The 24,240-nt window shown below is 48.1% G+C and carries 20 protein-coding genes; 4 read left to right on the top strand and 16 right to left on the bottom strand.

Going from position 1 to position 24,240, the window contains the following annotated elements:
- Window positions 1–16: 16 nt before the first annotated feature.
- The 3 genes from ACLJTG_RS19085 to ACLJTG_RS19075 all read right to left on the bottom strand — a co-directional run bounded on the left by ACLJTG_RS19085 (window position 17) and on the right by ACLJTG_RS19075 (window position 4,080).
- Window positions 17–1,279 carry a cytoplasmic protein gene (locus tag ACLJTG_RS19085; protein WP_077950675.1) on the bottom strand — a complete coding sequence of 421 codons (1,263 nt, stop codon included), beginning with the start codon at window positions 1,277–1,279 and terminating at the stop codon, window positions 17–19.
- 18 nt (window positions 1,280–1,297) lie between these two features.
- On the bottom strand, window positions 1,298–2,488 hold the full coding sequence (locus ACLJTG_RS19080) for an anaerobic sulfatase maturase (protein ID WP_198898352.1): 1,191 nt from the start codon (window positions 2,486–2,488) through the stop codon (window positions 1,298–1,300).
- 98 nt (window positions 2,489–2,586) lie between these two features.
- The gene (locus tag ACLJTG_RS19075; RefSeq protein WP_064043352.1) at window positions 2,587–4,080 is read right to left on the bottom strand and encodes a sulfatase; all 1,494 of its coding nucleotides are present in this window, start codon (window positions 4,078–4,080) and stop codon (window positions 2,587–2,589) included.
- A gap of 594 nt (window positions 4,081–4,674) precedes the next feature.
- Between ACLJTG_RS19075 and ACLJTG_RS19070 the strand changes: the two genes are divergently transcribed.
- Window positions 4,675–5,436, top strand: coding sequence for an outer membrane protein OmpK (locus ACLJTG_RS19070; protein ID WP_000791534.1), 762 nt, complete (start codon window positions 4,675–4,677; stop codon window positions 5,434–5,436).
- Window positions 5,437–5,534: 98 nt separating this feature from the next.
- Window positions 5,535–7,106 carry a bifunctional metallophosphatase/5'-nucleotidase gene (locus ACLJTG_RS19065; RefSeq protein ID WP_000262866.1) on the top strand — a complete coding sequence of 524 codons (1,572 nt, stop codon included), beginning with the start codon at window positions 5,535–5,537 and terminating at the stop codon, window positions 7,104–7,106.
- A gap of 45 nt (window positions 7,107–7,151) precedes the next feature.
- On the opposite strand, the gene ACLJTG_RS19060 is transcribed toward ACLJTG_RS19065, so the two are convergent.
- A complete protein-coding gene (locus ACLJTG_RS19060; protein WP_001036513.1) occupies window positions 7,152–8,870 on the bottom strand; it encodes an aryl-sulfate sulfotransferase in 1,719 nt (572 codons plus the stop codon).
- A 522-nt stretch (window positions 8,871–9,392) separates the two neighbouring features.
- Between ACLJTG_RS19060 and ACLJTG_RS19055 the strand changes: the two genes are divergently transcribed.
- Window positions 9,393–9,833, top strand: a complete 441-nt coding sequence (locus tag ACLJTG_RS19055) for a transcriptional regulator (protein WP_000158347.1) — start codon at window positions 9,393–9,395, stop codon at window positions 9,831–9,833.
- 7 nt (window positions 9,834–9,840) lie between these two features.
- Here ACLJTG_RS19055 and ACLJTG_RS19050 read toward each other — a convergent pair whose 3' ends face one another.
- Complete coding sequence (locus tag ACLJTG_RS19050; RefSeq protein ID WP_198898354.1) at window positions 9,841–10,845, bottom strand: LysR family transcriptional regulator; 1,005 nt, start codon at window positions 10,843–10,845, stop codon at window positions 9,841–9,843.
- A 369-nt stretch (window positions 10,846–11,214) separates the two neighbouring features.
- Here ACLJTG_RS19050 and ACLJTG_RS19045 point away from each other — a divergent pair, with 369 nt between their 5' ends.
- A complete protein-coding gene (locus tag ACLJTG_RS19045) occupies window positions 11,215–11,664 on the top strand; it encodes a winged helix-turn-helix domain-containing protein (RefSeq protein WP_198898355.1) in 450 nt (149 codons plus the stop codon).
- Window positions 11,665–11,763: 99 nt separating this feature from the next.
- Here the strand turns inward: ACLJTG_RS19045 and ACLJTG_RS19040 are convergent, their stop codons facing one another.
- The 11 genes from ACLJTG_RS19040 to ACLJTG_RS18990 form a co-directional block, all read right to left on the bottom strand.
- Entirely contained in the window at window positions 11,764–12,051 is a 288-nt protein-coding gene (locus ACLJTG_RS19040; protein WP_000839833.1) for a hypothetical protein, read from the bottom strand.
- 38 nt (window positions 12,052–12,089) lie between these two features.
- The gene (locus tag ACLJTG_RS19035; RefSeq protein WP_198898356.1) at window positions 12,090–12,935 is read right to left on the bottom strand and encodes a DsbA family protein; all 846 of its coding nucleotides are present in this window, start codon (window positions 12,933–12,935) and stop codon (window positions 12,090–12,092) included.
- 63 nt (window positions 12,936–12,998) lie between these two features.
- A complete protein-coding gene (bcfG, locus tag ACLJTG_RS19030) occupies window positions 12,999–13,730 on the bottom strand; it encodes a fimbrial chaperone BcfG (protein WP_079951518.1) in 732 nt (243 codons plus the stop codon).
- Window positions 13,696–14,214 carry a fimbrial protein BcfF gene (locus tag ACLJTG_RS19025; protein WP_001243227.1) on the bottom strand — a complete coding sequence of 173 codons (519 nt, stop codon included), beginning with the start codon at window positions 14,212–14,214 and terminating at the stop codon, window positions 13,696–13,698. Before ACLJTG_RS19025 ends, bcfG begins: the two co-directional genes overlap by 35 nt.
- Before the next feature lie 15 nt (window positions 14,215–14,229).
- Entirely contained in the window at window positions 14,230–14,775 is a 546-nt protein-coding gene (locus ACLJTG_RS19020; protein ID WP_001082038.1) for a fimbrial protein BcfE, read from the bottom strand.
- A complete protein-coding gene (locus ACLJTG_RS19015) occupies window positions 14,776–15,783 on the bottom strand; it encodes a fimbrial protein BcfD (protein ID WP_020999907.1) in 1,008 nt (335 codons plus the stop codon).
- Window positions 15,784–18,405 (bottom strand): fimbrial usher BcfC, encoded by a 2,622-nt coding sequence (gene bcfC / locus ACLJTG_RS19010; protein ID WP_001245865.1) that lies wholly within the window; start codon window positions 18,403–18,405, stop codon window positions 15,784–15,786.
- 4 nt (window positions 18,406–18,409) lie between these two features.
- On the bottom strand, window positions 18,410–19,096 hold the full coding sequence (gene bcfB / locus ACLJTG_RS19005; RefSeq protein ID WP_000742551.1) for a fimbrial biogenesis chaperone BcfB: 687 nt from the start codon (window positions 19,094–19,096) through the stop codon (window positions 18,410–18,412).
- Window positions 19,097–19,196: 100 nt separating this feature from the next.
- Complete coding sequence (locus ACLJTG_RS19000; RefSeq protein ID WP_000743357.1) at window positions 19,197–19,739, bottom strand: fimbrial protein BcfA; 543 nt, start codon at window positions 19,737–19,739, stop codon at window positions 19,197–19,199.
- A 429-nt stretch (window positions 19,740–20,168) separates the two neighbouring features.
- Window positions 20,169–20,873, bottom strand: coding sequence for a winged helix-turn-helix transcriptional regulator (locus tag ACLJTG_RS18995; protein WP_000738617.1), 705 nt, complete (start codon window positions 20,871–20,873; stop codon window positions 20,169–20,171).
- Between the two features lie 280 nt (window positions 20,874–21,153).
- Window positions 21,154–24,150 carry a hypothetical protein gene (locus ACLJTG_RS18990; RefSeq protein WP_020999905.1) on the bottom strand — a complete coding sequence of 999 codons (2,997 nt, stop codon included), beginning with the start codon at window positions 24,148–24,150 and terminating at the stop codon, window positions 21,154–21,156.
- Window positions 24,151–24,240: the final 90 nt, after the last annotated feature.

The raw sequence follows: 24,240 nt of genomic DNA, 5'->3' as shown, positions 1-24,240 counted from the left end.
CATTACACCTTTTATTTTAGCAATTCATTTCACGTGAAGCGTTATATTCAAATTTTAGGTAATCCAGTACGGCAACAACATTGCCAGGAGACATCCGGTTAAGATGCGGCAGGAAGGGATGGTTGTGAACATAGCGAATAAACGCCGTCGCGCTATTTAACGTCGCATGGCGTAACAAACTCACCTTTTTATTTCCTGTGAGATTGCATACCGCCATCGCATAATCCCGTGTGGAAAATGTACGCCAGACGTTGTTGCGAATTCCGCCGCTCAAAAACAACCGCGGAGGGAGATCGCGTTTGGGCGGCGTAACGCCTCTTTCACGCACAAACGAAATATGGCAGCGCCCCTGACGAAGATAGCTAAAATTCGCCATCATACAGCCGCCCAGAATGAAGCATTCGTGATCGAGATAATGCTGGACATTCAGGGAACGCTCATCCGTCAACGCCTGAACCAACTCAAAATGTCGATAAGCAGGTAATACGGGTTTTACTAACATCCCCGGATCGTTTTTATATAAAATGGCGGGGCCGTAATCCACATCAAATAATACATTACGGCGCATGGTCAGCGCCTCTTTTCGCTGCACCAGATGCGCCAGCGTGCCGGACGGGAGTCGTTCTTCGTAATCAGAATGATATTGATAATCCGCTTCCACCGGTTGGGCGGAGTAATTCGTTGAGATCGCGACGACCTTACCGCTCTCTTCTTCCGCCGTCACCAACACGTATAAGCTGCTGTCGCCGCCGTTAAATTTCACACGAAACGCCCGCGTGCTCATAGCGATGTCAAACGCGGGAAACACAAAATCGCGTTCCGCTTGATTAGCGCGACGGGACAGTTTTTGTAATTCGCGGCTAAAACCCGTGCTGTCTATTGCCAGCGCCGCGCGTATTTCAACTAGCGACGCTCCTTCGCCAATCAACGTGGCAAGGTTCTCTTGTCTGGCGTCGCTTCTGATAGCGGTATAGGAGATGAACGTTTTATTACACTGGCGGCAATACATACGCCGTTCACCTTTAGTGGAAAAGCCATATTTTTTCAGCGACGTCCCGCCACAATGCGGACAGGACTTCACCAGACCTTTCCAGGGTTGATTCGCCGCCTGGCGAAAAAGATTAAGCGATCTGGCTGAGATAATGGGGAACAAAAAGCCGCACGCTCGACAGAGAACATTTTTCCCTTGCGGTAGATAGTCTGGACTCCCCAGAATCCCCAGATTTTTGCAGCCTGGCGTTTTGCAAGCATCGACATTAATGTGAGAAAACATATTCACTCCCTGCGAATACTACCTTCAAACAAATATTGACTTTATTTCTGCAGGTGAGATGCCTTTTTCATACAGGGTTCGCATGGCACTCATCGCCGTCGCGGTATGCGAGAAAAAAGCCTGATAACCTGCACACAGATAGTTATGATTGGTTGCGCCTGACGCGGAGGGTAAAAAACGATGTTTCGGACAGCCGCCATAGCAGGCGAACTTCCATTGACAGCGATGGCACTCCTGCGCCATTGAATGCTGTTTATCGCTGCCGAACTGGCGATTTTGTTCGCCCTGATTCATTTGACGCAGCGTCTTCTGGTGGATATTCCCCAGTTTAAATTGCGGATATACGAAATGATCGCAGTTATAAACATCGCCGTTCATTTCCATCGCAAACGCACTGCCGCAGGTGGGAGCAAAAACGCAAACCTGCGGCGGCAGGCCGCACCAGGCCGCCAGCGTCTGTTCAAATAGCTGAATGCCGATATCGCCGATATCCTCACGGATCCAGATATCAAATACCGCATTCAGAAACTGACCAAATTGCAGGCTATTGACCGACCACGGCGTCATCGCGATATGTTTATCCTGCGGCTGCGCCAGCCCATTTTCCCCACAGCGTTCAACTAAAGGGATAAATTGCATATAGCGGCTACCAATGCTTTTCAGGTAGCGATAGACCTGAACAGGATGATGCATATTGGTACGGTTAACCACCGTGAGGGTATTAAATTCCACGTTGTGCTGCGCCAGACAACGCACCGCATTTTCTACTTTTTCATGCGTCGGCTTTCCGGAGCGCGTCACTCGCCATTCATCGTGTAACGCGGCATCGCCATCAATAGAGACGCCAACCAGAAAATCATGCTCCCGGAAGAAGGTCGCCCAGTCATCGTTGATCAGGATGCCGTTGGTCTGGAAGGTATTGACGATGGTTTTGCCGCCACAATAGCGCTGCTGAAACTCAACGGCTTTACGATAAAACGGGATGCCCATTAATGTGGGTTCCCCGCCCTGCCACGCAAAAATGACCTCATCAATATCTTGTGCGGCAATCTGCTGCCTGATGAAGAGTTCGAGGGTCTCTTCCGACATTTTGTAATGGTTTTTTCGATCCGGATAGAGCTTTTCTTTCTCCAGATAAAAACAGTAATTACAGTCAAGGTTACACACCGATCCGGTCGGTTTAACCATGACCTGACAACTTTTCCCAAACATCATTACCTTCCCTGAAATAAAAGAACCTGATCCGGCACAGAGTGACCGGATCAGGTGGGCATCGCCCTAAGTGGCATACTTAATTTTTTATAATTATTCCATTAGCCCCAGGTGACAGGCGTCGGCTTATCGCCACGGGCTTTCATCAGCGAATCGTTATCAATATCCTTTTTATACTTCAGGAACTTACCGTAAAGCTGTTTCTCAATCTGCGGCTGTTTACCAATTTGATTGAGCGTCTCGAAACGATCGGTTTTCAGGTTATAGAGATATTTGGGTTTATTCTGGCGATCGATGATCATCTTCCAGTCGCCGTCGCGGATCGCCCACTCATCCGTCGGATCGTCCTGGAACGGCATATCGATACCGAAGATCAGCGGTTTCTGGCGTTTTAACGTCTTGTCCTGCAGTAGCGGAACTAAAGACTGACCGTCGTAGGTACGATCGGTCGGGAGTTTAAAGTCCATCATGTTGGCCAGCGTCGGCAACCAGTCAAGACCATATACCGGCGTGTCCGTTACCATTCCCTGTGGAATATGCTTGCCGTATTTGATGATTGCCGGTACGCGAATGCCGCCTTCCCACAGGTTGTCTTTACGCCCGCGCAGACCGTCGGTTTCCCCGGCCAGGTTCAGCTCGTATACCTTACGCGCTTCACGCGTGACAGGGCCGTTGTCGCTGGTAAATATGACGATGGTGTTATCTTCCTCGCCCATCGCCTTAATTTTATCCAGCACTTTACCGACCTGCTCATCCATGTAGCTGATATTGGCGTAATATTCGCCGGTACCGCGCCACGGTTTGTCTGCCCAGTCACCGTAGAACAGATCCGGATGCTGCTTCTGGTAGTCGGTCATGTACTGCGAATACATATCAAGGTATTTTTTCGGCGACGCCAGCGGGCTATGGACTTCGGTAAAGGCGACATATAAGAAGAACGGATTATCGTCTTTTTTATTATCCAGCCAGTTCACCACTTCAGAGCTCACAAACTCGCCGCTCATCTTATCTGCGCGGCCAATATGTTGGCCATTACGAATCCACCCCGTAGGATGCACCACGCCATAGCGCGGGCGCTCCTTGGCGTTGTCCAGCGTAGCATCGGTGACAAATCCCGCCGGATTAACCAACGTATAGTCAAAGCCCATGTCTTTCGCCTGCGGCTGATCGGTGCGATCGCCGCCCGCATTCAGGTGTAATTTCCCCATCATCGCCGTATCGTAGCCCTGCTGTTTTAGCAGATTGGCGATAGTCAATTCATTACGCCCCAGCGCAACATCTTTGCCTTCCGGTATCCAGGAACGGATTCCGGTACGGAACGGCATACGACCGGTTAACAGGCCCGCGCGGGAAGGAGAACACAGAGGCGCTGGCGCATAATAGTCGGTAAACTTCACCCCCTCCTGCGCCAATTTGTCTATGTTAGGTGTTTTAACGATGCGGTGCCCGTAGGTGGCGAGATCGCCATACCCTAAATCATCCGCCAGAATAATGACTAAGTTAGGACGCTTTGCGGTTGCCGCTTGCGCGGTTGATAATACGCTTCCAGCGCATAGCGCCAACCCTATCATACTGGCAACGACTGTTCTTTTCATTTCAACTCCTTTGAGTTATCGCACGGTCTGATTACGATATATTTGCCGATAGACCCGGCTGCGGAATACAGCCTGAATTAATTGCACTATATATATTCGATTTATCTTATATTTCTTCCATTAACATCGTTTTATCGTAGAAAATTATTCACACTCATTATAATATTAATGCCATAAATATATTTCGTGCTAAAGAAAACACGCCTGAAGCAGTCTATAAAAAAAGAAATCGCGAACGAGTGATGCAGATCTCAAATATGGCCCATATGTCAGAACCGCTATTGTGATGTCAATATATGTTGCTGTTTGAACGGTAACACCCTCATTTACTGGCAGTAAGTTGTCTTTGCGAGAGATTATTCCCATTCGATGTTTCATTAATTTCATGCTATCCGGTGTGACTTTTACAACAGAGACATAAACTATAAATCAAATAGTTATCACGCAATAAACAACATTATCTGACACGAATATTTGACGATTATATGTCGCTGATATTTTTGAGACATCTATCACCTACGTATAAAAAGACACTCCTTAGAATTCGCTTCTTTACACAACATTTCACTGTGTTTTTACCTCATGGAGTTGAGCATGAAAAATAAGAAATATATTAATAGTCTACTCGCCGCATGTGTTCTTTTCTCTTGCTTTAATGGCCAGGCAGCGGAATTGAAACGCGTATACGGTAAACTTAGCTTCGGATATGGCGACTGGAATAAAGGTTTTGTCAATGTCGATCGCGGCGAAGTGTGGAAAGCGGTAGCCGATTTCGGCGCCGTGTTTGACAGGGGCGAATTTGCATCATTTTATGAAATGAACGTGCTCAACCATCCGGTAGAAGGCCGTAACCATGTTACCCAATTTCTGGGACATTATAGGGTGGTAGAAGGCTCTAACTTTACCGCAATGATGAAACTCTATATGTCGATGGAGAATAAATTCGGTGATGAATTAAACATGATGTACGGGGTAGGTTATCTGGGTTTAACCAGCCCATCAGGCTTTATTAAGCCCTATTTCGCTGTTCATAACTTATCGAACGATTATACCTCTAAAAAGTATGGACAGGCGACAGGCTTTAACGGTTATGTTCTCGGTTGGGTCGCGGCTTATAACTTCGATATGTTTAATGAAAAGTTCGTCATTTCAAACTGGAACGAAGTTGAAATGGATCGTAATGATGCCTACGCCGAACAACAGGGTGGGACGACCGGCCTGAACGGCGCGGTAACGTTTACATGGAAATTTATGCCGCGATGGACCGCCTCCGTCTCTTACCGTTACTTCAATAATAAATTGGGGTATGACGGCTACGGCGACCGTATGAATTACCTGATCGGCTTCGAGTTTTAATAATTAATAAACTTGATGAATATTACTTAATTTCCCCGGTTTGTAGTCGTGAATGACACGACTACAGGCATTGTTTTTCTTTAATGTAGCGTAAATGGATGGTTTATATGAACAAAAAGTTTTCGATATCCCTACTGTCGCTGTGCATTGGTTTGTCTTCAGCCATTTCCTTTTCAGCCGATGCGCGTGACATCACAATTTATTATACGAACGATTTACATGCCCATGTAACCCCAGAAATTATCCCCTATGTATCCAAGACACGTCCGGTAGGCGGCTTTGCGCCCATCTCGAAAATTGTCAAAGATGCAAAAGCGAAAGAGAAAGATGTCTTTTTCTTTGATGCTGGCGACTATTTCACCGGACCTTTTATCAGTACGCTGACCAAAGGCGAGGCTATTATTGATATTTTAAATACCATGCCTTACGACGCCGTCTCTGTCGGTAACCATGAATTTGACCATGGCCATGAGAATCTGGTTAAACAACTCAGCAAATTGCAGTTCCCGGTATTGTTGGATAATGTTTTTTACAGCGGCACCGATACGCCATTAATTAAAGAACCGTATACCATCGTGGAAAAAGATGGATTCAAGATCGGCGTCATCGGTATGCACGGCGTTTCCGCATTCTATGAAGCGATTGCCGCAGGCGTGCGTGAAGGCGTTGACTGCCGCGATCCGATTCCTTATGTGAAAAAACAGCTGGAAGAGTTAAAAGGGAAAGTTGACCTGACCGTGCTGCTCGCCCACGAAGGCGTACCGGGTATGCAGTCCAGCGCAGGCGAGGCTGATGTCGCACGCGCGCTGAAAACCGACGTTGATATGGCGAAATCGCTGGAAGGCTATGGACTTAACGTCCTGATTACCGGCCATGCGCATAAAGGTACGCCAGAACCGATTAAAGTGGGCGATACCCTTGTCGTTTCCACGGATGCGTACACCATCGAATTAGGTAAACTGGTGCTTGACTGGAACCCGGAAACCAAAAAAGTGGACAGCTACAATGGTAAGTTGATCACCATGTATGCGGATACTTATAAGCCAGATCCGGTCACGCAGGCCAAAATTGACGAATGGGATAACAAGGTTAAGAAAATTACCGATGAGGTGGTCGCGCACTCTCCGGAAGTGCTGACCCGTTCTTACGGTGAATCCGCGCCAACCGGCAACTTAATCACCGATGCCCTGATGGCTACCGTTCCTGGCGCCGACGCTTCCTTCTATAATGCTGGCGGCATCCGTACCGAATTGCCTAAAGGTAATATCACCTATGGTGATGTGCTGAGTATGTATCCGTTCACCAACGATGTCATGAGCATGGAAATCAGCGGTAAGGACCTGAAATCCATCATGTCACACGCTGCCGATCTGAAAAACGGTATGCTGCACGTATCGAAAACCGTCCAGTTTAAATATGACAGCACCAAACCGCTGGGCCAGCGTATTGTTGAATTTGATATCAAAGGCAAACCGGTAGAAGACAATAAACTCTATACCGTCGCGCTGGATTCCTTTATCGGTAAAGGCGGTGGCGGATTTACCTTCACTAAAGGTAAAAATATCAAATATATAGGGATACAAACCGCACCGGCGTTGGTTAACTATATGAAACAGGTTAACAATATTCAACCTGACCACACCATGCGCGTGGATGATATTAGCAAATAAACCATAATGTTATGCGGTCGATAACCGGCCGCATAACATACTTAGTTATGCAAACAGCGGCATTTTGTATACCCGAAATGCAGAAATATCATAACGATAATTCGTGCCATTCGTCTCTTCGTTCTTGAAATAGCCCGACGTCACCATCGCTTCGAATAAGACCTCTTTCGTCTCTTTATTGATTTCTTGTAATACCAGTCGACCTAACGCCTGTTGCCCTTCATCCGGATCGACAAGATCGCTGGAACCTGGTTGCGCGGTAATGGTATGTTCAAACTCATCAACCGTCGTCGCGCCGAAGTGAATAACCAGGTGACCATTAGTCAATAAATGCTTAGCGCTCACAAAACTGCTATAGCCCCGGTTCCCGACTTCCGTTTTACCATACTCATACGGACGCGTTACGGTCATCGTATTTAGGTTTATTTTAAACTGCACCACCCGGCTGAAGTTATCGAGCGGCAACAGACTTTTCGCATCTTCGCGTGAACGATAGTTACCATTATCAAAGACCATAAACTCCAGGATACCAGGCTCATCGTTTGGAATTTCAACAATGTTATGCTGCCCCCAGGTCCAGAAATTCTTATCTGCCGCATCAATCCCTCCCGGCGAGGTAAGATCGTACAGCGGGACACCATCATCATCGACAGGGGTTAATAAGTATTGCTTGAATTCGTCAGACCAATCCTCATGGTTCGCCATAATAAAGCGCAGTTCGCCGGAATCCACATTTACGCCAAAAATCGCGCTCTGATGTCGACCGGAACAGATCAGCAAATTGTTGGGTTCATTAATATAGCTTTGGTTGATATGCAGCCAGTCATCCATTGATACGTCCTGACCTGGCGCGCTTCCGGAAGGACGCGGCGATCTGGAATAATCCATCACATACAGCATATCGTAATAGGCGACTTCAAGTCCGGTAGATAAGTTAATAATAGAAACGCCATCTTTCCCGGTTGAGTAACCATCTGGCCGTCCATTGCTATATTCTGAAGGCGCAACTGCCAGATTGTTCTCAATGGGAAGAATGGAGTGATGGAACTCATTGTCGAGAAGATAAACCGTATAAACCCGTCCCATAATGTCAAATTCATACATATTCAGACAATGGTTTATTCCCTGTGACGTCGCCAGGAAATGGCCGTTATCCATTCTGACAAAATTATAAGAAGGGATTTCCTGACTTACATACCACCGGACAATCCCGTTATGATCAAAAGCCAGATTATACCGATCAAAATAAGTAGAGAAATAAAGCCCTTCCTCCATCAGCGAGGCCTGCTGCGCAGGACAGGAGACGCTAATAATGGGGAAGCCGAGGCTCACGTTAGCCGAATCCGTGGGCGGTAATGCGTCTGTCATTACTGTATATTGCCCGACAATTTGCGAGGCAAGGCGTAGGGTAATCTGATTATTCACCGCGGATACCATCCCACACACAGGAATAAGGTTAGCGCCCGGATGTACATCATATTGATAACGCACTGCCTCTGTCGTCGCTTCGCTATCAACAACATTGATCTCAAGCGCGGCAGCTTCATCCATCCAAACCCCCAGATAGAGACTCAACGGGGCGGTCCCGTAGGGATTTACGGTGACAATGGCCTTGTCACAGGTATTAGATTGCGTGATCTCCGCTAATCGTTGTTCATATATGGCGTTATGGTTTAACACCAGTGCGTTATTGGTATCGATTTTCTGGTTAATCGGCTCACGCGGTGCGGGCATGTTAACCATTGACGAACTTTTCTTATTCATACGTTTCTCCTTATTAATTGGGATATAGACAACGAGCAGCTACAACATGCCAGCCCGTTGCTTAGCAAATAACTCTACGTCAACAAGAGAAATCGGTTTAATAATTTAAAATAAAACATCCATAAAATAACACCCAGACTAAAACTATTCTTTATCATCCGAAGATTTTATTTCCCTGGCGCTAATATAAAAGCATAACAATTATGTAGCATTAATGCATTGTGACTAATAGCCTATACCTTTTTTATGGTTGGCATAGGCCTTGCGCCATAATTCAAATTATTTTATATCAACAATAAATCAATCAAAGCATATCAATCTACTGATAAAAATTAACACTACTATCATTTTATTTTTAGAGCGACTAAAAATAAAATTTTAGTTTTTCTAAAAAAACATCATTTTTGTGACACGATACGATTTTCTCTGGAAAAAAGACGCTATTACAATCACACCAGTTGATCCACAAATTTAATATGCATATTATTATCGCTACCCCAATTAAACCCATTAAATAATATCATGACTATTTATTTAATTAACAGCACGCACACTTACAATGATAAGACCAATGAGCTAAAAAACATAAAAACGGGAAAGATGATAAAAATTGCCGCAATGCGCATAAAATGTCTGGAATATATGCTGAATCATGCACAACAAGAGATTATTTATAAAAAACAACTCACTAATGAACTTTGGGGGGAAAGAAGTCAATTTATCAGCGACGCCAACCTGACCCAGATATTATATCTACTGCGGCGCGACCTTAAAGGCTTTGGCCTGAGCCAGTTTTTTTCCACGGTGCCTCGAACTGGTATTAAAGTAGATGCTAACATTATTATCAGCAATGAAAACAAAAGCTGCCTCCCCTCTTCTTTAAAAAAAGAAGAGTATAAATATATGGCATTGTTTTTCGCTTTACTGACCATGGTCATAATGGTTATTTATTTAATACGATAATTTGATATTAAACCGACAAATCGCATAAGGATGTGCTTCCTTCAACCAAAGCGTCAGGCTGCTTTTCCTGGCTAAAAAGAAAGGTCGACTGAAATGTTGATATCAGTTTTTTGACATTTTTATAATGGGTGCTGTTTGTAGCCAGATAAGCATAAACGGGTAACGTACGAAAAATCATTTCATCAGGCATACGTAGTATTTTTATATTATAACGCCGCATATCTCTAAAATAAGTAGCAATCTTTCCTGGCAAAATCGCAACCATATCGCTTTTTTCAACAACACCGATAACGCCAAATAGTGAATCACTATAATAACCTATTTCCCTGCGCCCCGCATAAGGCGTACTGCTCTTGAATAAATCAATGCTATCAGCGGTGAAAGAAGAGAACATATCTGAATGATAGACAGCATGTCTGGCAGCATAAAAATTATATAAAGAAATTTTTTCAAGCCCAACCAATGGACTTTTTTCACCACAAACACAAACAAAATCAGATAAATTATCAATAAGATAACTTTCGATCATCTCATTCTTAATTTCCAGAATTCCCATGATGACATCCGCATAGCCATGCGTCAGCATGGAGGCTGGTGAGTATTCCCCTGTTTTTTTAATCGCATAGTGTTTAATAATATATCGATTCATCAACACAGTATCCAGCAATGCTGGAAAATAGTAATTTTCAGTGATATCACTTCCCAGAACAATGAGTTCATTACTCTCCTGAGCATCTGTTTTATCGCACAGTGTGCTTTCTATAGATTCAATTGCCTGGCGAAATACCTGGTGAAGCGATTTACCTTTGCTGGACGGAACTAATCCTTTGCGGGTTCTGATAAATAACTCTTCGCCATAAAGATTTTGTAAACGAAGAAGAGCCTGAGAGATCGCCGCAGGCGTGACATCCAGTTTCCTCGCCGCCCTGGTTGCATTTCCTTCAGTAATAACCGTATCGAACACTTTGATCAGATTGTAGTCAATTTTTTTAGCATTTTTTATTGGCCGCATATAGGTTATCCTGGCTGGTATAATCTGGCACCATCATTTAAGGCGCAGATTAACCTTGCACCACACTTATTTCAATAAGTAAATCATTTCCTCTATCTGTTTGTTATTAAATTATAATTTTATTGATATCATTTCAGCCTGTGTGAAATAAAAACACATGATGCTATTTTATAAAAAACATCAAAAACATCTGGCACACTTTATAAAAAAGTAAAAAAACATAATATTATCCTATTTAATCACAAATGATTCTCTTATTTCTTTGCGGTTCTCTACGCTTATCCGTACTGATGTAAGGAGTACTTTACCGCCAGTGAACACACTGACAGTGTGAAACGTACCTTATGAATATCAAAACGGAGTGAATTCATGAGACAATATACTATTAATAACGAATTTATTTATAATGAGTCGTTAAGAGAAATAATATCATTACATGATAAAAAAGTGCTAAAGGTGACGCTAATGCGTGCGCGTTGTTTAAGCTATCTTTTTGAAAATGCCTACAAGAAACTGATTACGCGGGAGATGATTTCACACGCAGTTTGGGGAGAGCGAAGTCAATTTGTTAGCGATGCTAATTTGACGCAACTTCTTTATCTGCTGCGACGAGATTTACAACAAATCGGGCTTTTCGAACTGTTTGTTACGCTCCCCAGGCAGGGGATAAAAATCAATGAAAGATTTATCATTGACGCTGCTGACATACCGCCACAAGCTATTCAATATCATACTCACCGATGTAATAAAATTATATCCATTGGTATTCCCACTCTTTTTTTATTGATCGTGCTTTTCTTTTTAGCGCCGTTTATCTGAAGATAAAGTCTGTAGACCGTGTCCCGGGAAGGTGAGAACATTTTTCATAATATCCTCACACGACACTGACGGGACACCACCTGCGGTCTGCTACGCGGTTCAGTCATAGACAATGCGTAGCACTGTTAATTGCTTATCTTCATCCAAATAATCTCGTTTTACCGTTGCATGAGGAGACGATATCGGCGTGATAATATTCTCGACAATAATATAACGTTCAACTCCCTCTTTATTATGGCATTGAATTTCTAAGGTTCCCACGTCATTCCAGCAGCCTGCCTCAACAACCGATCCCATAAAATGAATCTGAGCGGTCGGTTTCGCTGTCCCTTCATGAACGATAAAGGAAAGTAAAATCACCGGTATGACGCAACGCATAGACTTCATTTTACTTTCACTCCTGTGCGTTCTCCTCTGAGCGAATATCACCCCTTCGCTTTCTGAATCGCCATTTGCAACATATCCTGAGTCGTGCTTCCCGGGATCACGGTCACCCGTTTTACATCACTGTTTTGCGTCTGAGGCATGACGACAAAAGCAGGCGTGCCGCTAAAGTCCATATGCTGCGCCAGTGCCTGGTTAGTGAGGAGCGCATCATGTACTGCACCGCTGCTTTGCGCTTCTTTTACGGCGGCCAACTGCGTCGGCGTTAGATAATGTTGCGCCAGGGTGTAGACATCGTGTTCCGTTAACGCGCCTTCCACCTTCCCTGTGGCATAAAGCGCATTATGCCAGTCGAGATATTTCGCCCCGCCCTGGGTAAGCCATACCTGTTCGCCGACTCTGGCCGCCAGTCCGGATACCGGCCAGCGGGAGGAAAAAATAGGAAACTCTTTGAAAATAAACCGGGTATCCGGGTTCGCCTTAATCAGGTTTTCGACCACAGGCGCCATTTTGCTGCACCACGAGCACTGGTAATCAAAGAACATCACCACCGCCGCTTTTGCCTCGTTGGGCCCAACGGAAGGACTGCTGCTACTGAGCAACTCAGCACGATACTGTAATGCCAGTTGAACATACGCCTGTTGTTGCGCAATCTGCTGACGCTGATGCAACGTCTCGCTGGCGGCGACCAAAAATTCCGGATGTTCGGCCAAATACGTTGCCACCACCTCTCCCACTTTATCCGGATGACTGACGATGTAGGCTTCCGCCGTCGGGCCAATTTGCGACGTCGGGGCAGAATCGGCGGCGATTGCCGAGGCGGATACGGCAACGCCTGCCAACGTCAACATCGCCAGTCGGGAAAGTTTTAACGCGTGATAATACATAATAAAAGTCTCGTTCGATAAGTTCGGAAAGCCTCCCGCTATCGGGAGACGCCTGAAAAAAAGTTAATGAATACGCGTCAGATCCACGGTTTGCGCTGTCATTACCCGCCCATAGTCATTAATACTTTGCCAGCGCACAGTGCAGCGAACCGTGTGCCGGCACCAGTCCGTTTGACGCGTTGCAAAGGGAGCCACGACCCCGGCGTTGTCCTGGGCGCGCTCGTTAGCGCGTAATAAAAAGAGCGTAACGTAATAGGGTGTCGGATTGCGTACCGTCGCGCCATCGGGGGTAAGCGACCAGATCAGATGCCGGTAGGCCTGCTGCGGATTGCCGGCGAGTCCCTCAGGGCGATAGAGCAATTTTAAAGCCGAACGAAACGCCATTTGTACACGGTTCGCTTCCGGTTTACCGGAGGGAATAGCGGCGATACTCAAGGTAAACAGATTTTCCCTGTCGGCGGGTAGCGGTGCGCCGGTATAAACCACCCGCATTGAGTTTTCCTGGCGCGCTGAAAGCATAAATAATGGCGGCGTGACCACGAAGGGCATGATATTCCCTTCGTTTTTGGTTCCTGGCCAGCGGCCACCAGGTAAAATATGCGTATCAATTAACCAGGACGCTTCTGAATGGTTACTTACCGGTACGCTTAATGCCGGGGCGCCCGCACGATAGATAAAGCGAGTACCGCCAATTACCACGCCAGCCTGTGCCCATGATATGGGAAGCAAGCACCAATATATCGCGCAGCGTAAAAAGAACTTATTCATAGGCAAGAATGAAGGTTGCGGAGGCATTGGCGTCCCCGGGCGTTACCGCGCCGCCATCGGCAAGATAACGCGCGTAAAATTGCAGATGCGCCGACGCCTGACCCGGACTGAGCGTCACCACATCACTCTCCTGCCCCAGTGGGATTAAGGTTTTATTTTGATCATAAAGCGCAATCCCAATGCCTGAAGCGTCGCTTTCCCCTGCGGTAAGCGCCAATAAATCCGTATTACGGCTGTCCGCCGCACCGCTAAAACTGACCGTTACGCCGCTGGCAGTGCTGCCGCAGTTTTGTAAATCGATAGCAAAAGGTTGCCAGGCGGAACCGTCGCCCGCGCGATAAAACTGCCGTTGAGAAACCGCGCCCATCGCCACGTTAATATTTTCCGAGTCTGGAGAGAGCGAACACGTATTGTCCGTGATGGTTCCGGAGACATAAACCCGGCCATCGTGCGCCTGGACGCCGGATGCCGCCAGCAGCATCCCGATGCCGTACAGGATATCGTTACGCATAATTACGATGGCTCCTCATTCATACTGCATATCGAAATACATGACCGCCGTCGCGTTCCCGGACGTGACCGTCGGCCGGGTCGATTTATAGCGAATATAAAAAGACAGCGTGTTGCGTCCGGCTTTCAACGGATAGACCACCGAGTCGGCATTATTGATACTGATGGTATCCTGATCATCATTCAGAATTTCCACCCCAACCCCACTTGCTAACATGTTTCCGCTTCCCATCCCGGTGTCGGTTATCGCCAGTAGCGCGGGATTGTCCGGATCGGGTTCGCCGGTAAACCAGATCTTCGCCCCGGCAATTCCTCGGGAACAATTTTTGAGGTTGATATTAAAGGGCTTAAATTTTGTCGTTGTTCCTGTCGAAGGAAAGTCGCCAACCGCAAACTGTCCTAAATCAATACTTTGACTGAGGCTGGAGATATCTATGTCGCAGGTTTGCGCCACAATAGTGCCGGTAAATTCGAGGTTATAAGCGAGGTCGTCAGCGCTGGCATTGATTTGTGGACACAGCATTAGTCCCATGGCAAAAAGAGCGCAGTGTGATCTGTTCATTTAGTCAAAGTCCACTCGCAGGCTGGCCAGTGCGGTAAACACCCCTTCCGCTGGCGTTTCGCCTGTTGTACTCACCGGGTAGGCTTGCAATGTGATGTTAGCGCGTCCGGCGCTATCGGTGATAAAAGGCGCGACGCTCTGTACATCATTGGGGATAAGCGCGTTTCCTTCATCGGTTTCGACCACTACGCCGACATCGGCATTATCCGAAGCGATAGCCTGGGGAACGTGGCTATCCGGCGTAGCGATAAGACGCATTGTTAAATTGACCTGCGAATCCAGACCGCTGCACTTTACCGGTACGCTGAATTTTTTCGCTCGTACCCCCTCCGGCTTTTGGCCTGCATGGTTGAAATTGCCGCTGTATAATGCGCCGAAATTTACCAGAATCGTTTGTCCGGCGTTGATTTCACAGCTTTGCGGTACGGTCACCGTTCCACTATAAAGAATGCTGTACACGACATCTGTCAGCGGATCGCCTGCGGCGGTCATGACATAAACATTGAACATAGTCTTAGGACTAATATTCACCGTGCCGACGAACGGTTTAACAATTTTGAGCTGAAACTCCAGATTTGAGTCACGAACGTAAAACGGTTGACCCGCTTTCACATTTTCATCATATCCCATCAGAACGTTGTTCATTGGCGGATAGATATCGCCCGCCGAAGAATCCTCAATTCGCATTCCGCCTTCAAGGTAGTCCGGGTCCAGCTTTAAATATTTCCAGTTACCGCTCGTTTCTACGACCGGATATGGCGACACATAGGAGCGATAAGTCTGGCTATAGGTCGCCGCGCCGGCGGGACACACCGCCTGTACATTAACTTCCTGGCTTTTTTCCAGTTGAACCGTCTTTCCCACCTGGTTTTGTTCTGCCGTCAGAGTGGTCGTTAAATCGTAATTAATACTGGAAGGCACGCCGTTAACGTTTTTACACACGTCTGCGAAGGCGTACTGCGATACGACACTTCCCGCCAGCAGAGCAAATAAAAGAGGTATTTTCATTTAATGACACTCCGCATGTTGTCGACTCAGAATCTGACGGGAGGAAGAGAGATGATAGGACGCGACACACTGTTGATCCGGCAGGTTCCCCCAGCGAACGTGCAGAACGCCTTGCGCTGACAACCCGGAAAGATAGACTTCCCCGGCCTCGTCAACAATCGCCTCCGCATGGCGATCATTCACCGTCACCGTTGCGCCAAAGGGTACAGGCTTACCGTTATGATTCAGCGTTACCAGGGCACGCGCGCCGACCCGCGCTTTAAAGCGGGCCAGAACCAGCGCGCCTTCGGTCGGCACAACGCGAGTCACCGCGTCATCAATATCGACATCATCAGCCATGGCGTTAACGTCCAGCGCCATACGGTTTTGGCGATATGTTGTCGCATACGGCACCACCGCATAGCCACGCGCGTCCGTATGAATACCCGGCTGGTCGACAACGCCGACGTTGGCTGCGCCCGGCGCGGCAATCAAAATATTGGTATTGCCCAGCGGCTGGCTTAGTGTCACTCCATGCGCGTGCGCCACCAGGCCGCCGCTCAGGCCATAATTCACCTGCTGGTAATCGCCGTTATCGCTAACGTTATAGCCAATGTTGGCGTTGCCTTTCGCGCCATCGTATTCCAGACTGGCGGCGCCGCTTTCGCCAATACCGTGATTCTGATAACCTTGCTGTATGTTGTAACTAAGATTGTTTTCGTCCAGCAGTGTGCCGCTAAGGCCCGCATTCTGCGTAACGTTATGCTGTTTGTCCGTACTGGTGCTAAAGGTAGCGTAAACATTGTGATGGCGCGTGACTTCATCATCGTGTTGCAGCCATTGACTTAGCGGCACCGAGATATTCAGCGCGAAAATTTGATCGCGCTCCGCATCGCCTGCGGATTTGTTATTGTTGTAAGAAACGCTCCATGCAATCCCCGCCAGCGTATCGCTGTATCCTACCTGCAACAAAGAATCCTTTTCATCAGTGTGCCAATAACTTTGCTGACTGCCGGTAATAAAAAGCGATCCCAACCCGCCTAGCTGTTGGTTAATATCGAGTTGTACTTTGCCCCTCCTGGTATAATAAAGATTGTAATAATCCGCCCATTCCGGCCTGCTTTTATCGCTGTCAGTCCGACTGTCATCGTCATAGCCGCTCATCCGTTTCCACGTGGTATCATCCAACGTGTAAAAGCCCGAGGTTGAATAGCGATAGCCCATAAGCTGTAAATTGGTTCCTGACTGTGCAAGCGATTTGGCATACAGGAAACGCAGCGATTGCCCCTGGTAGGTGTTATTATCCGCCAGCGTACTGGTAGCCTGGGTGACATCCAGCGACACCGCGCCCCAGTCGCCCAGATTTGCGCCGCTGCCGATCGCCAGCGCGTGATAATGACTGGAAAGTTGTGTTCCGCCATACAGCGTAAAACCATGCGGTAACCCCCATATCAAGGTCGCCTGACTGAATTTCACCTTCTCTTTTTGACTACTATCGCTGCGATACTCCGCCACCGTCGCCGCATACTTCAGCCGCCCTTCTCGTTGTAGAATCGGCACGGCGGAATAGGGCACGTTATAGCGATTAATAGAACCGTCGGACTCTTTGACTTCCACAGTCAAATCGCCGCTGGCGGCGGTAGGATAGAGATCATTAATAGTAAATGCCCCGGGCGGCACATAGCGCTGATTAATGATGTAGCCGTTTTGCCGAATGGTCACTTGCGCGTTGCTTCTGGCAATGCCGTGAATGGTCGGTGCGAAGCCCTTCATGCTGTCTGGCAACATATTGTCGTCAGACGCCAGTTGTAGCCCGCGAAAAGGAAGGCTGTCGAATAATGCGGAGGGGGTATAACTATCGCCTGCCGTCAGTTCTCCCTGCAAAAAGACCACATCACGTTCCAGATAAGTACTGATGTGCTGCCAGTCGCTGTCGCTATTCTGATCGCCGCTATTCGCGTTCCATGTGGAGTAGTCGCGTAACCGCCAGGCCCCCAGATTAAGGCCGCTATTCAACCCAAGAAAATAGCTGTTCTCCGCACTGCCGCCAGGGCTCCGATCCTGACTATTCGCGCCGGTAAAGGTGTAATTCAATAGCAACGCGTTAATACCTTCATCCCAGTATTGCGGTGGGATATAGCCTCTGGCGCTGGCAACCATCGCCGCCTGCGGGATGCTAATGTCGAGACGTTGCTGCGCAAAATCAAAGCGGGTCCGGGCGGCCGGTATCGCACTGGCGAGATCCGGGCAACTTCCCGCCGCCGCCTTCGCCAACAGTGGAAACGCCCCGGTGTTTACCCCCATATTTTTAAGCATTTCAGGCGTCAGGCAGGCGCGTAATCCGCTGTCATCGGTGGGCGCGCTTTTTCCCGTCGTTTTCACCGCCTGGAAGGCAATGTCTCTGGTTGCGAGAAACGTATTGTTCAGGTAAACGTCAACGCGATACATCCCTGCCGCCTGGGCATTACGGGAAAAGGTCGATAGGTCGGCCACCGCAGACGGGTCGTCAGACAGAAATGCCGGGTTGAAATAGTTTTCCGCCCACCCCGGCGCAGGCGCCAGTGCGATAGCCAACGCCAGCGGGGTTAATACGGGTTTAGTTACGCTGGAGTAATATCGCGTCATGAAAAGCTGATTACGCATAACATCATGAAGCTGGACAAACGCGTGCTGGCGTCGTTGCGCCAAAATCGTTTACCGTGCGCAAAGATACCTGGCCGGGCGTCGCCGGGAGAGTGATCGCGCCTTTCGGCGGTACCATAGTATTCGGCAGTTTTTTCCCCGCGCTGTACAGTTCAACCATCGAAACGTAGTACGGCGAAGGGTTAGTAATCGTTAGCTGGCCGCGCTCGTTACGGCAGCGAAGCGTCGACGGGGCATGAGCTGGCGCCTCCGCCAGATTTTTCGGGCGGATAAATAGCTTAATCACGCTTTGCGTCGCAATTTGCAGGGAGTTGCCGGTCAATTTATTTTTATCGACAGAGGGTATCGCTTTACTGTTTAAATAAAATACGCTTTCGCGATCGGTCGGTAATGACGGCCCGACATACATAATACGTAATATATTTTCTTTTTTAGGCTGGATCACAAAGAGAGGCGGCGTAATGATAAAATCCGTCGAGCGTGAACCATCGGCATTGGCGACCCATGACTGAATTAAAAAAACATTGCTGGCAGAAGAATTAATAATCGGCAAGGAGGTTTGCTTACTTCCCTGCGGATAAATCACCCTGGTCGCGCCCAGCGCAATGCCTCCCGCCTGCGCGGCAAACGACAGGCCGGCCGCCGACAGCAGTAGCAATAATCGAAGGAAAATCGGTACGTTTTTTTTCATCTGCGTAATATCCTGATGCCGTCGGTTTGTTACGCGCAGTGACGCGCGTAACGCCCCTTTCTCGCCTCCCAACAGACGAGAAAAAAATCCCGATAAGGAATCAGGAATAAACCATGCTAAATGTCGCCGTCGCGGTAACATTACCGGCAGTCGCCGTACCGGTAGCGATATAATCCACGCTAAGCGGAATAACGTTTTCGCCATCGTTCAAGGTAACAGTACTGGACGATTCACCGATATTCAGCGCCTGGCCATCTGGTCCATAAAGTTGTAATGCCACATTCGTCGCCGAACCTGCCCCAGCGGTATTCGCCAGCGACCCCGGCTGGTTTGCGTCCTGTTGGCCATTAAAAATCACCGCCGCATTCTGGCTGGTCTGAGTATCGCAGTCTTCCAGTTTGATGGTGAAATCTTCTTTTTGATTCGCCACCATACCGGCCTCGGTTAATTTACTGGCGCGAACCTGGCCTAATGTCACGGTCTGATCGACAGAGTCAGCGGAAACAGAACAGGCAGCGTCAACGACCTGTCCGACAAAATTTACCGTACCGCCAGTGACGGTTGTAGTATCCGCTTGCGCGGTGGACAACATTCCGCCAAAGGCAATGGCAGAGACCATTAATGCTAGTACAGGCTTTTTCATTCAAGCTCCTTTTAAATATAAAAATAAGGGTAATCAGATTTTTTAACGAAACGGCTGCTGATATTTCTTCACAGCAATATCACGACTTTTTCTTATGCGAAAAAAAGTGTCTTCTTGTTCTGATATAAATGTCAGAAGCAATAAAACAGCCACTCAACGTCGTGAGTTTATCTTTACGTTATAATGAGATAACGATGTTATTAATTATTAGCAAGCCAACGGCAAGTTGCAATCATCGACATTTGGTTTTATAGGACCAGGCATAACCTGTTGTTTTATATTAACTTTACACCAGTCGTTCGGCCTATCCCCTTTAGCCATATTGACTTTTTAAAAATAGCTTTCATAACAACCTTCAGTAAAACATTCTATTAACGATACCAGGCAAATTCAGTCGAGATATGTAAATATATCGTTGCGGATAGTGCATTAATACGCCACTGGCAGTTTTCCGAGCGCCGTCAGCCGCCCATTATCAATATGGATATACCCGCCTTTTTTTAGTTCAGACAGAATCTTCATGGTCCGACTGCGCGATATCCCGGTACGCCGTTGAATAAAATTCAACACGATAATGCTTTCCCGGTAGGCCTGTGGATAAGCCCAGATTTCAGTCAGCAACGCCCGAACTTTCAGATAAGAATCGACGCCGACTAATTCACGATCGCGCGCGCTCATCACCATCAGACGGTAAGCCAGACAACGGGCCACGTCGTGCCACAAATCGCATTCATCGGCGATTTTTATAAAATCCGGCAGGCGAACAAATCTACCGGTACAAACCGTTTCTGCGAGCAAAAAGTGTTCCGGTCGCGCGGGGACGTTATAGGTAGCGCCATAGCTGTCAACCATACCCACGACCGATGGCGCAAACGATGAAGATATATGGAGTCGTTTGTCATCATGACAGAAAGAAACAACGCCTGACTCCAGTAATACAATGTAGTGTTCATCATTTGCCTGTAAATAAAACTCATCGCCGATACCCAGCGTAAACGGTTGACCAAATGGCAACAAGGCCGAAAATAAGGCATCAATTGCCGCGTGAGGTTTAGCCTGCTGAGAAAAAAGAAAAGAGTGTAATGAATTCTCATTATTATCTTTAGCAAAAGCGTCGTTCATCATTTTTTTCATTAACGGTTGTCTACTCAATGTAGCGTCACAGTATAACCTCTCAAAAAGTACTTAAATTAATAATAAATAACATCGCTATGCAGTATTTCTGTATTCACAACGCACTAATACGCAATATTTTTAAGATTAAGACAATTCTTAATACAAAATGATTACAGAAAATTAATAACAAATTACGCATAAAGAATGAGAGGTCAGGGGGTGCAGGAAAAGAGATTCGAAAGCACGAGCCTTCGAATCTCAAACTAATAGTCCAGATTAATGCAAATAAGCAGTGATATTATCTGAAATAGCGAGGGGCAGCATAATACTCTACCATTTTATCCGCCAGCCAGCCGCCGTCTTCACCGTTAGAATGGATTGTCGTAATACTGATAGTAGAACCACCGCCCCATAAGATCGAAAAGACGTTAAAGTCCGGTAGGTTCAGCGCCTGCATCTGGCCCCAGTCATACCCTTTATCTTTACGTAAAAAGTCGCCGACGGTCGGGACGCCGTAAGTCGCGCTATTTAAGGCCGTATTGAGTAGCTGCAAAGAGAGCGTGTCAGGATCGCTGCCAATACGGGCGTCACCCATAAAAAAGGTTCCGCCGGATGCAAAGTGCGCAGCGCTGATTTTACTGACGCCCTCTTCTACTGTAGGCATATGGCCGCCAGGGATTTGCCACAGCATGGCGGGCGTCAGCAGCGCTTTCGTCACCTGTTTGACCATCGCCAGGTAATTAAGCCAGCATGTCGCATTCCAGCCATAGTGGGCAAGCGCATCAGGACTGAAACAGTCACGCTCAAATTTATCAAACGCAATAAAGTCCGGCGCATATTCTCCGCTATAAACGCCCAGTTCATGAATAAATCCGGCGATCGCCTGCCCTTCAGCTACCGGATCAGCGGTATCGCGCAGCACCCAGTCCGCCGTTCCTGTCGCCCAGACATTCGTCTGCCAGCCAAAAGCCACATCCGGGGCAAACTGACGAACAAGATAGTTCACCGCCTGAATATAGCCGTAGAGATCGTCGCTAAACGTCGGCAACGAAGGCACGATAAAGCCAGCCATCGCCGGTAATGCTTGTATCGCCGCCGCCAGTTGGGCATTCACCGGCACACTGTTTTTTTGCCGTACTACGGTATAGCCATACGGTCCTTGCTGTAGCGCCCCGAGAAAATCCGGGTTAAGCACAAAGGTGGCCGGGACAGGATGCGTCTCATCTTTGTATGACTGCGCCGCCAGACACTGGGTAATAAAGTTACCAAAATGGTTACGTAGCTTTTGCGCATCCTGTAAATCCGCCAGCGCGCTACCGCCGCTGGCATTCGCGGTATAAATGACCATTACCGGCATGACGCTACGCCCGGCTTCTTTTTCTATCTGGCGCACCAGCGCAACGGTTTTATGGATCGGTAACGTCGCGTAATCCAGAAAACCATCCCCGTTCACGTCAACCTCCGCGGCCGGAACCGGATCGCCGCCGCCGTCAAAACCATCGTATTTAAACAACGCGCTAAACGGTATATCGCGATAAAGAGAAACCGTCTCTGGCGCGTTAACCGTCACGCCGCCATGAGCAAGGTAATCAGGCCAACCTTTTACCTGTAGCGTCACGCCGGGCAGAAACTCCAGCGCCACATGGTTGACCTTTTGCAACAACCGTAGCGGCCCGGCCTGTTCACAACGCCACGGCACGCTGTCGATGAAAATATCGTCCGTCTGAACATCATACAGCCCAGGCGCAAAGCGTAATGCCAACGTCTGCCGATCGCTGCCGCTCTCCAGCATTAATGAGTATTGATATTTACCGCTGCTGAACAGATAACGCTGCGGCGCGACGCCATCGGGCAGACCCAGTATAGTGGCATCCACCGTCACGAAACTCGCCGTGTCGAGCGCTGACTGTTGGTAAGCGACAGCAACCTCGGCAACCTGCGCCGCAGCAGGGATAAAACCCGTAAGCTGTATGGGTGCCGATATAAAGCGGTTATTAATCATCGCAGGCTGCAGATTGACCGTATAATGATGCCCCGCCAGTAGCCGGGTGATTAACTGCGGTTGGTTGGCGATAAGCGTGATAGTACGCTCATCCGCTTGCGTAGTATCAGCGATTTCAACGGTCAATTTCGCATTACCAAGCGCAGGGGCGTCAATCATCAGACGCGCGCTGGCATAACGGACAATCGGCAGACAGGATACCTGGACCTGCGCGGCGGCATCGCCGGATTGCAGCGTAACGGTAAAAGAGGACTCGACTGGCGCGATTTGCATCTCATCATTCGCCAGTACCGGTACGGTAAGCCGATACGTTCCTGCGCTAAGATCGCCTATTGTCAGAACCTCGCCCCACTCACCGACAAAGCGCCGGGTTTCGCCGGCAGGAAACAGCAGCTCAATCACCGGTTTGAGCGCCACAGTCTGCGTCATGGCAGGAAAATGAACGCAAACTTTTCCCTGACGGGCAGGATCATGGGCCAACGTCGCGTTCAAATCGCTGATGGCAACTGGCGTCTGCGTGGCGGCCAGATAGCACTGTAATTCGGCGGTATCCCCCGCCGCCAGCATCAGCGCGCCGTCATGATTAATGGTGATGGTATTCTTCTCGATGGGCCATCCCCCATCGCTGGCCAGCGTCACGGCCTGATTCCCCAACATTGTTCCCTGAAACGGACTGTAGGGATCGGGGTGCGCGCTGGCCGTAAAATTCAGTTGAAGCTGATTGAGATCTACCGCCTGGGCGTAGAGGTTGGTCAGCGTAAAGGTGACGCGTTGATACCAACTTGCGGTATTCAACTCGCTAACGTTAAGCGTAAGGCCGTGTTCCTGAAGGTCATTGTCCTTTTCCGGCACATCGGGTTCGGCGGGTTGTTCGTCTGCGGCGGGTATCGCTGGCGTCTCCTGATCGGATGGGGTTTCAGACTCTGCGTCTTCGGATGACGATGACGCCAGCGTCAAGGTGATGGCGGACATTTTTACCGGCACCTGCGTCGCCGCGAGGCTGAAAGAGAGCGTCCCGCGTTCGCCCGGCTGAAGAAGTAATGCATCGCTGTTATTAATGATGATGTTGTTAGTTTCCAGCGTGCCATACGAACTCTCATTCAGCGTAAGCGGCAGGTTCCCTTTGAGCGTACCGCCGCTATTTCCCCATGGATCGATGTGCCCGGAAGCCGTGAATGATATTGCGGCATGGTTCATATCGACCGGATTACCGCTCTCATTGATGAAAGTTAAGGTGATTTTTTGATACCAGCTGTTGACGTCAAATGCGCTGGCGTGAATGGAAATGGTCATGGTCTACTCTTCCTCTGTCCCTGGTGGAGAAAAGCCCCGGTAAACCGGGGCTTGAATCATGAAGCCCAATACATCGGCTTAATACCGTGT

The sequence above is a fragment of the Salmonella sp. SAL00672 genome (assembly GCF_046552175.1).
GTDB lineage: Bacteria > Pseudomonadota > Gammaproteobacteria > Enterobacterales > Enterobacteriaceae > Salmonella > Salmonella enterica.
Note: the sequence above shows the minus strand (reverse complement) of the source record. Positions and strands in the feature narration are given on the sequence as shown.

What these genes read in the sequence shown, in the direction of transcription:
- ACLJTG_RS19080 (WP_198898352.1), bottom strand. Translation starts at nt 2,488, where the DNA reads ATGATGTTTGGGAAAAGTTGTCAGGTCATGGTTAAACCGACCGGATCG.
- ACLJTG_RS19075 (WP_064043352.1), bottom strand. Translation starts at nt 4,080, where the DNA reads ATGAAAAGAACAGTCGTTGCCAGTATGATAGGGTTGGCGCTATGCGCT.
- ACLJTG_RS19070 (WP_000791534.1), top strand. Translation starts at nt 4,675, where the DNA reads ATGAAAAATAAGAAATATATTAATAGTCTACTCGCCGCATGTGTTCTT.
- ACLJTG_RS19065 (WP_000262866.1), top strand. Translation starts at nt 5,535, where the DNA reads ATGGTTTATATGAACAAAAAGTTTTCGATATCCCTACTGTCGCTGTGC.
- ACLJTG_RS19060 (WP_001036513.1), bottom strand. Translation starts at nt 8,870, where the DNA reads ATGAATAAGAAAAGTTCGTCAATGGTTAACATGCCCGCACCGCGTGAG.
- ACLJTG_RS19055 (WP_000158347.1), top strand. Translation starts at nt 9,393, where the DNA reads ATGACTATTTATTTAATTAACAGCACGCACACTTACAATGATAAGACC.
- ACLJTG_RS19050 (WP_198898354.1), bottom strand. Translation starts at nt 10,845, where the DNA reads ATGCGGCCAATAAAAAATGCTAAAAAAATTGACTACAATCTGATCAAA.
- ACLJTG_RS19045 (WP_198898355.1), top strand. Translation starts at nt 11,215, where the DNA reads ATGAGACAATATACTATTAATAACGAATTTATTTATAATGAGTCGTTA.
- ACLJTG_RS19040 (WP_000839833.1), bottom strand. Translation starts at nt 12,051, where the DNA reads ATGAAGTCTATGCGTTGCGTCATACCGGTGATTTTACTTTCCTTTATC.
- ACLJTG_RS19035 (WP_198898356.1), bottom strand. Translation starts at nt 12,935, where the DNA reads ATGTATTATCACGCGTTAAAACTTTCCCGACTGGCGATGTTGACGTTG.
- bcfG (WP_079951518.1), bottom strand. Translation starts at nt 13,730, where the DNA reads ATGCCTCCGCAACCTTCATTCTTGCCTATGAATAAGTTCTTTTTACGC.
- ACLJTG_RS19025 (WP_001243227.1), bottom strand. Translation starts at nt 14,214, where the DNA reads ATGCGTAACGATATCCTGTACGGCATCGGGATGCTGCTGGCGGCATCC.
- ACLJTG_RS19020 (WP_001082038.1), bottom strand. Translation starts at nt 14,775, where the DNA reads ATGAACAGATCACACTGCGCTCTTTTTGCCATGGGACTAATGCTGTGT.
- ACLJTG_RS19015 (WP_020999907.1), bottom strand. Translation starts at nt 15,783, where the DNA reads ATGAAAATACCTCTTTTATTTGCTCTGCTGGCGGGAAGTGTCGTATCG.
- bcfC (WP_001245865.1), bottom strand. Translation starts at nt 18,405, where the DNA reads ATGCGTAATCAGCTTTTCATGACGCGATATTACTCCAGCGTAACTAAA.
- bcfB (WP_000742551.1), bottom strand. Translation starts at nt 19,096, where the DNA reads ATGAAAAAAAACGTACCGATTTTCCTTCGATTATTGCTACTGCTGTCG.
- ACLJTG_RS19000 (WP_000743357.1), bottom strand. Translation starts at nt 19,739, where the DNA reads ATGAAAAAGCCTGTACTAGCATTAATGGTCTCTGCCATTGCCTTTGGC.
- ACLJTG_RS18995 (WP_000738617.1), bottom strand. Translation starts at nt 20,873, where the DNA reads ATGAAAAAAATGATGAACGACGCTTTTGCTAAAGATAATAATGAGAAT.
- ACLJTG_RS18990 (WP_020999905.1), bottom strand. Translation starts at nt 24,150, where the DNA reads ATGACCATTTCCATTCACGCCAGCGCATTTGACGTCAACAGCTGGTAT.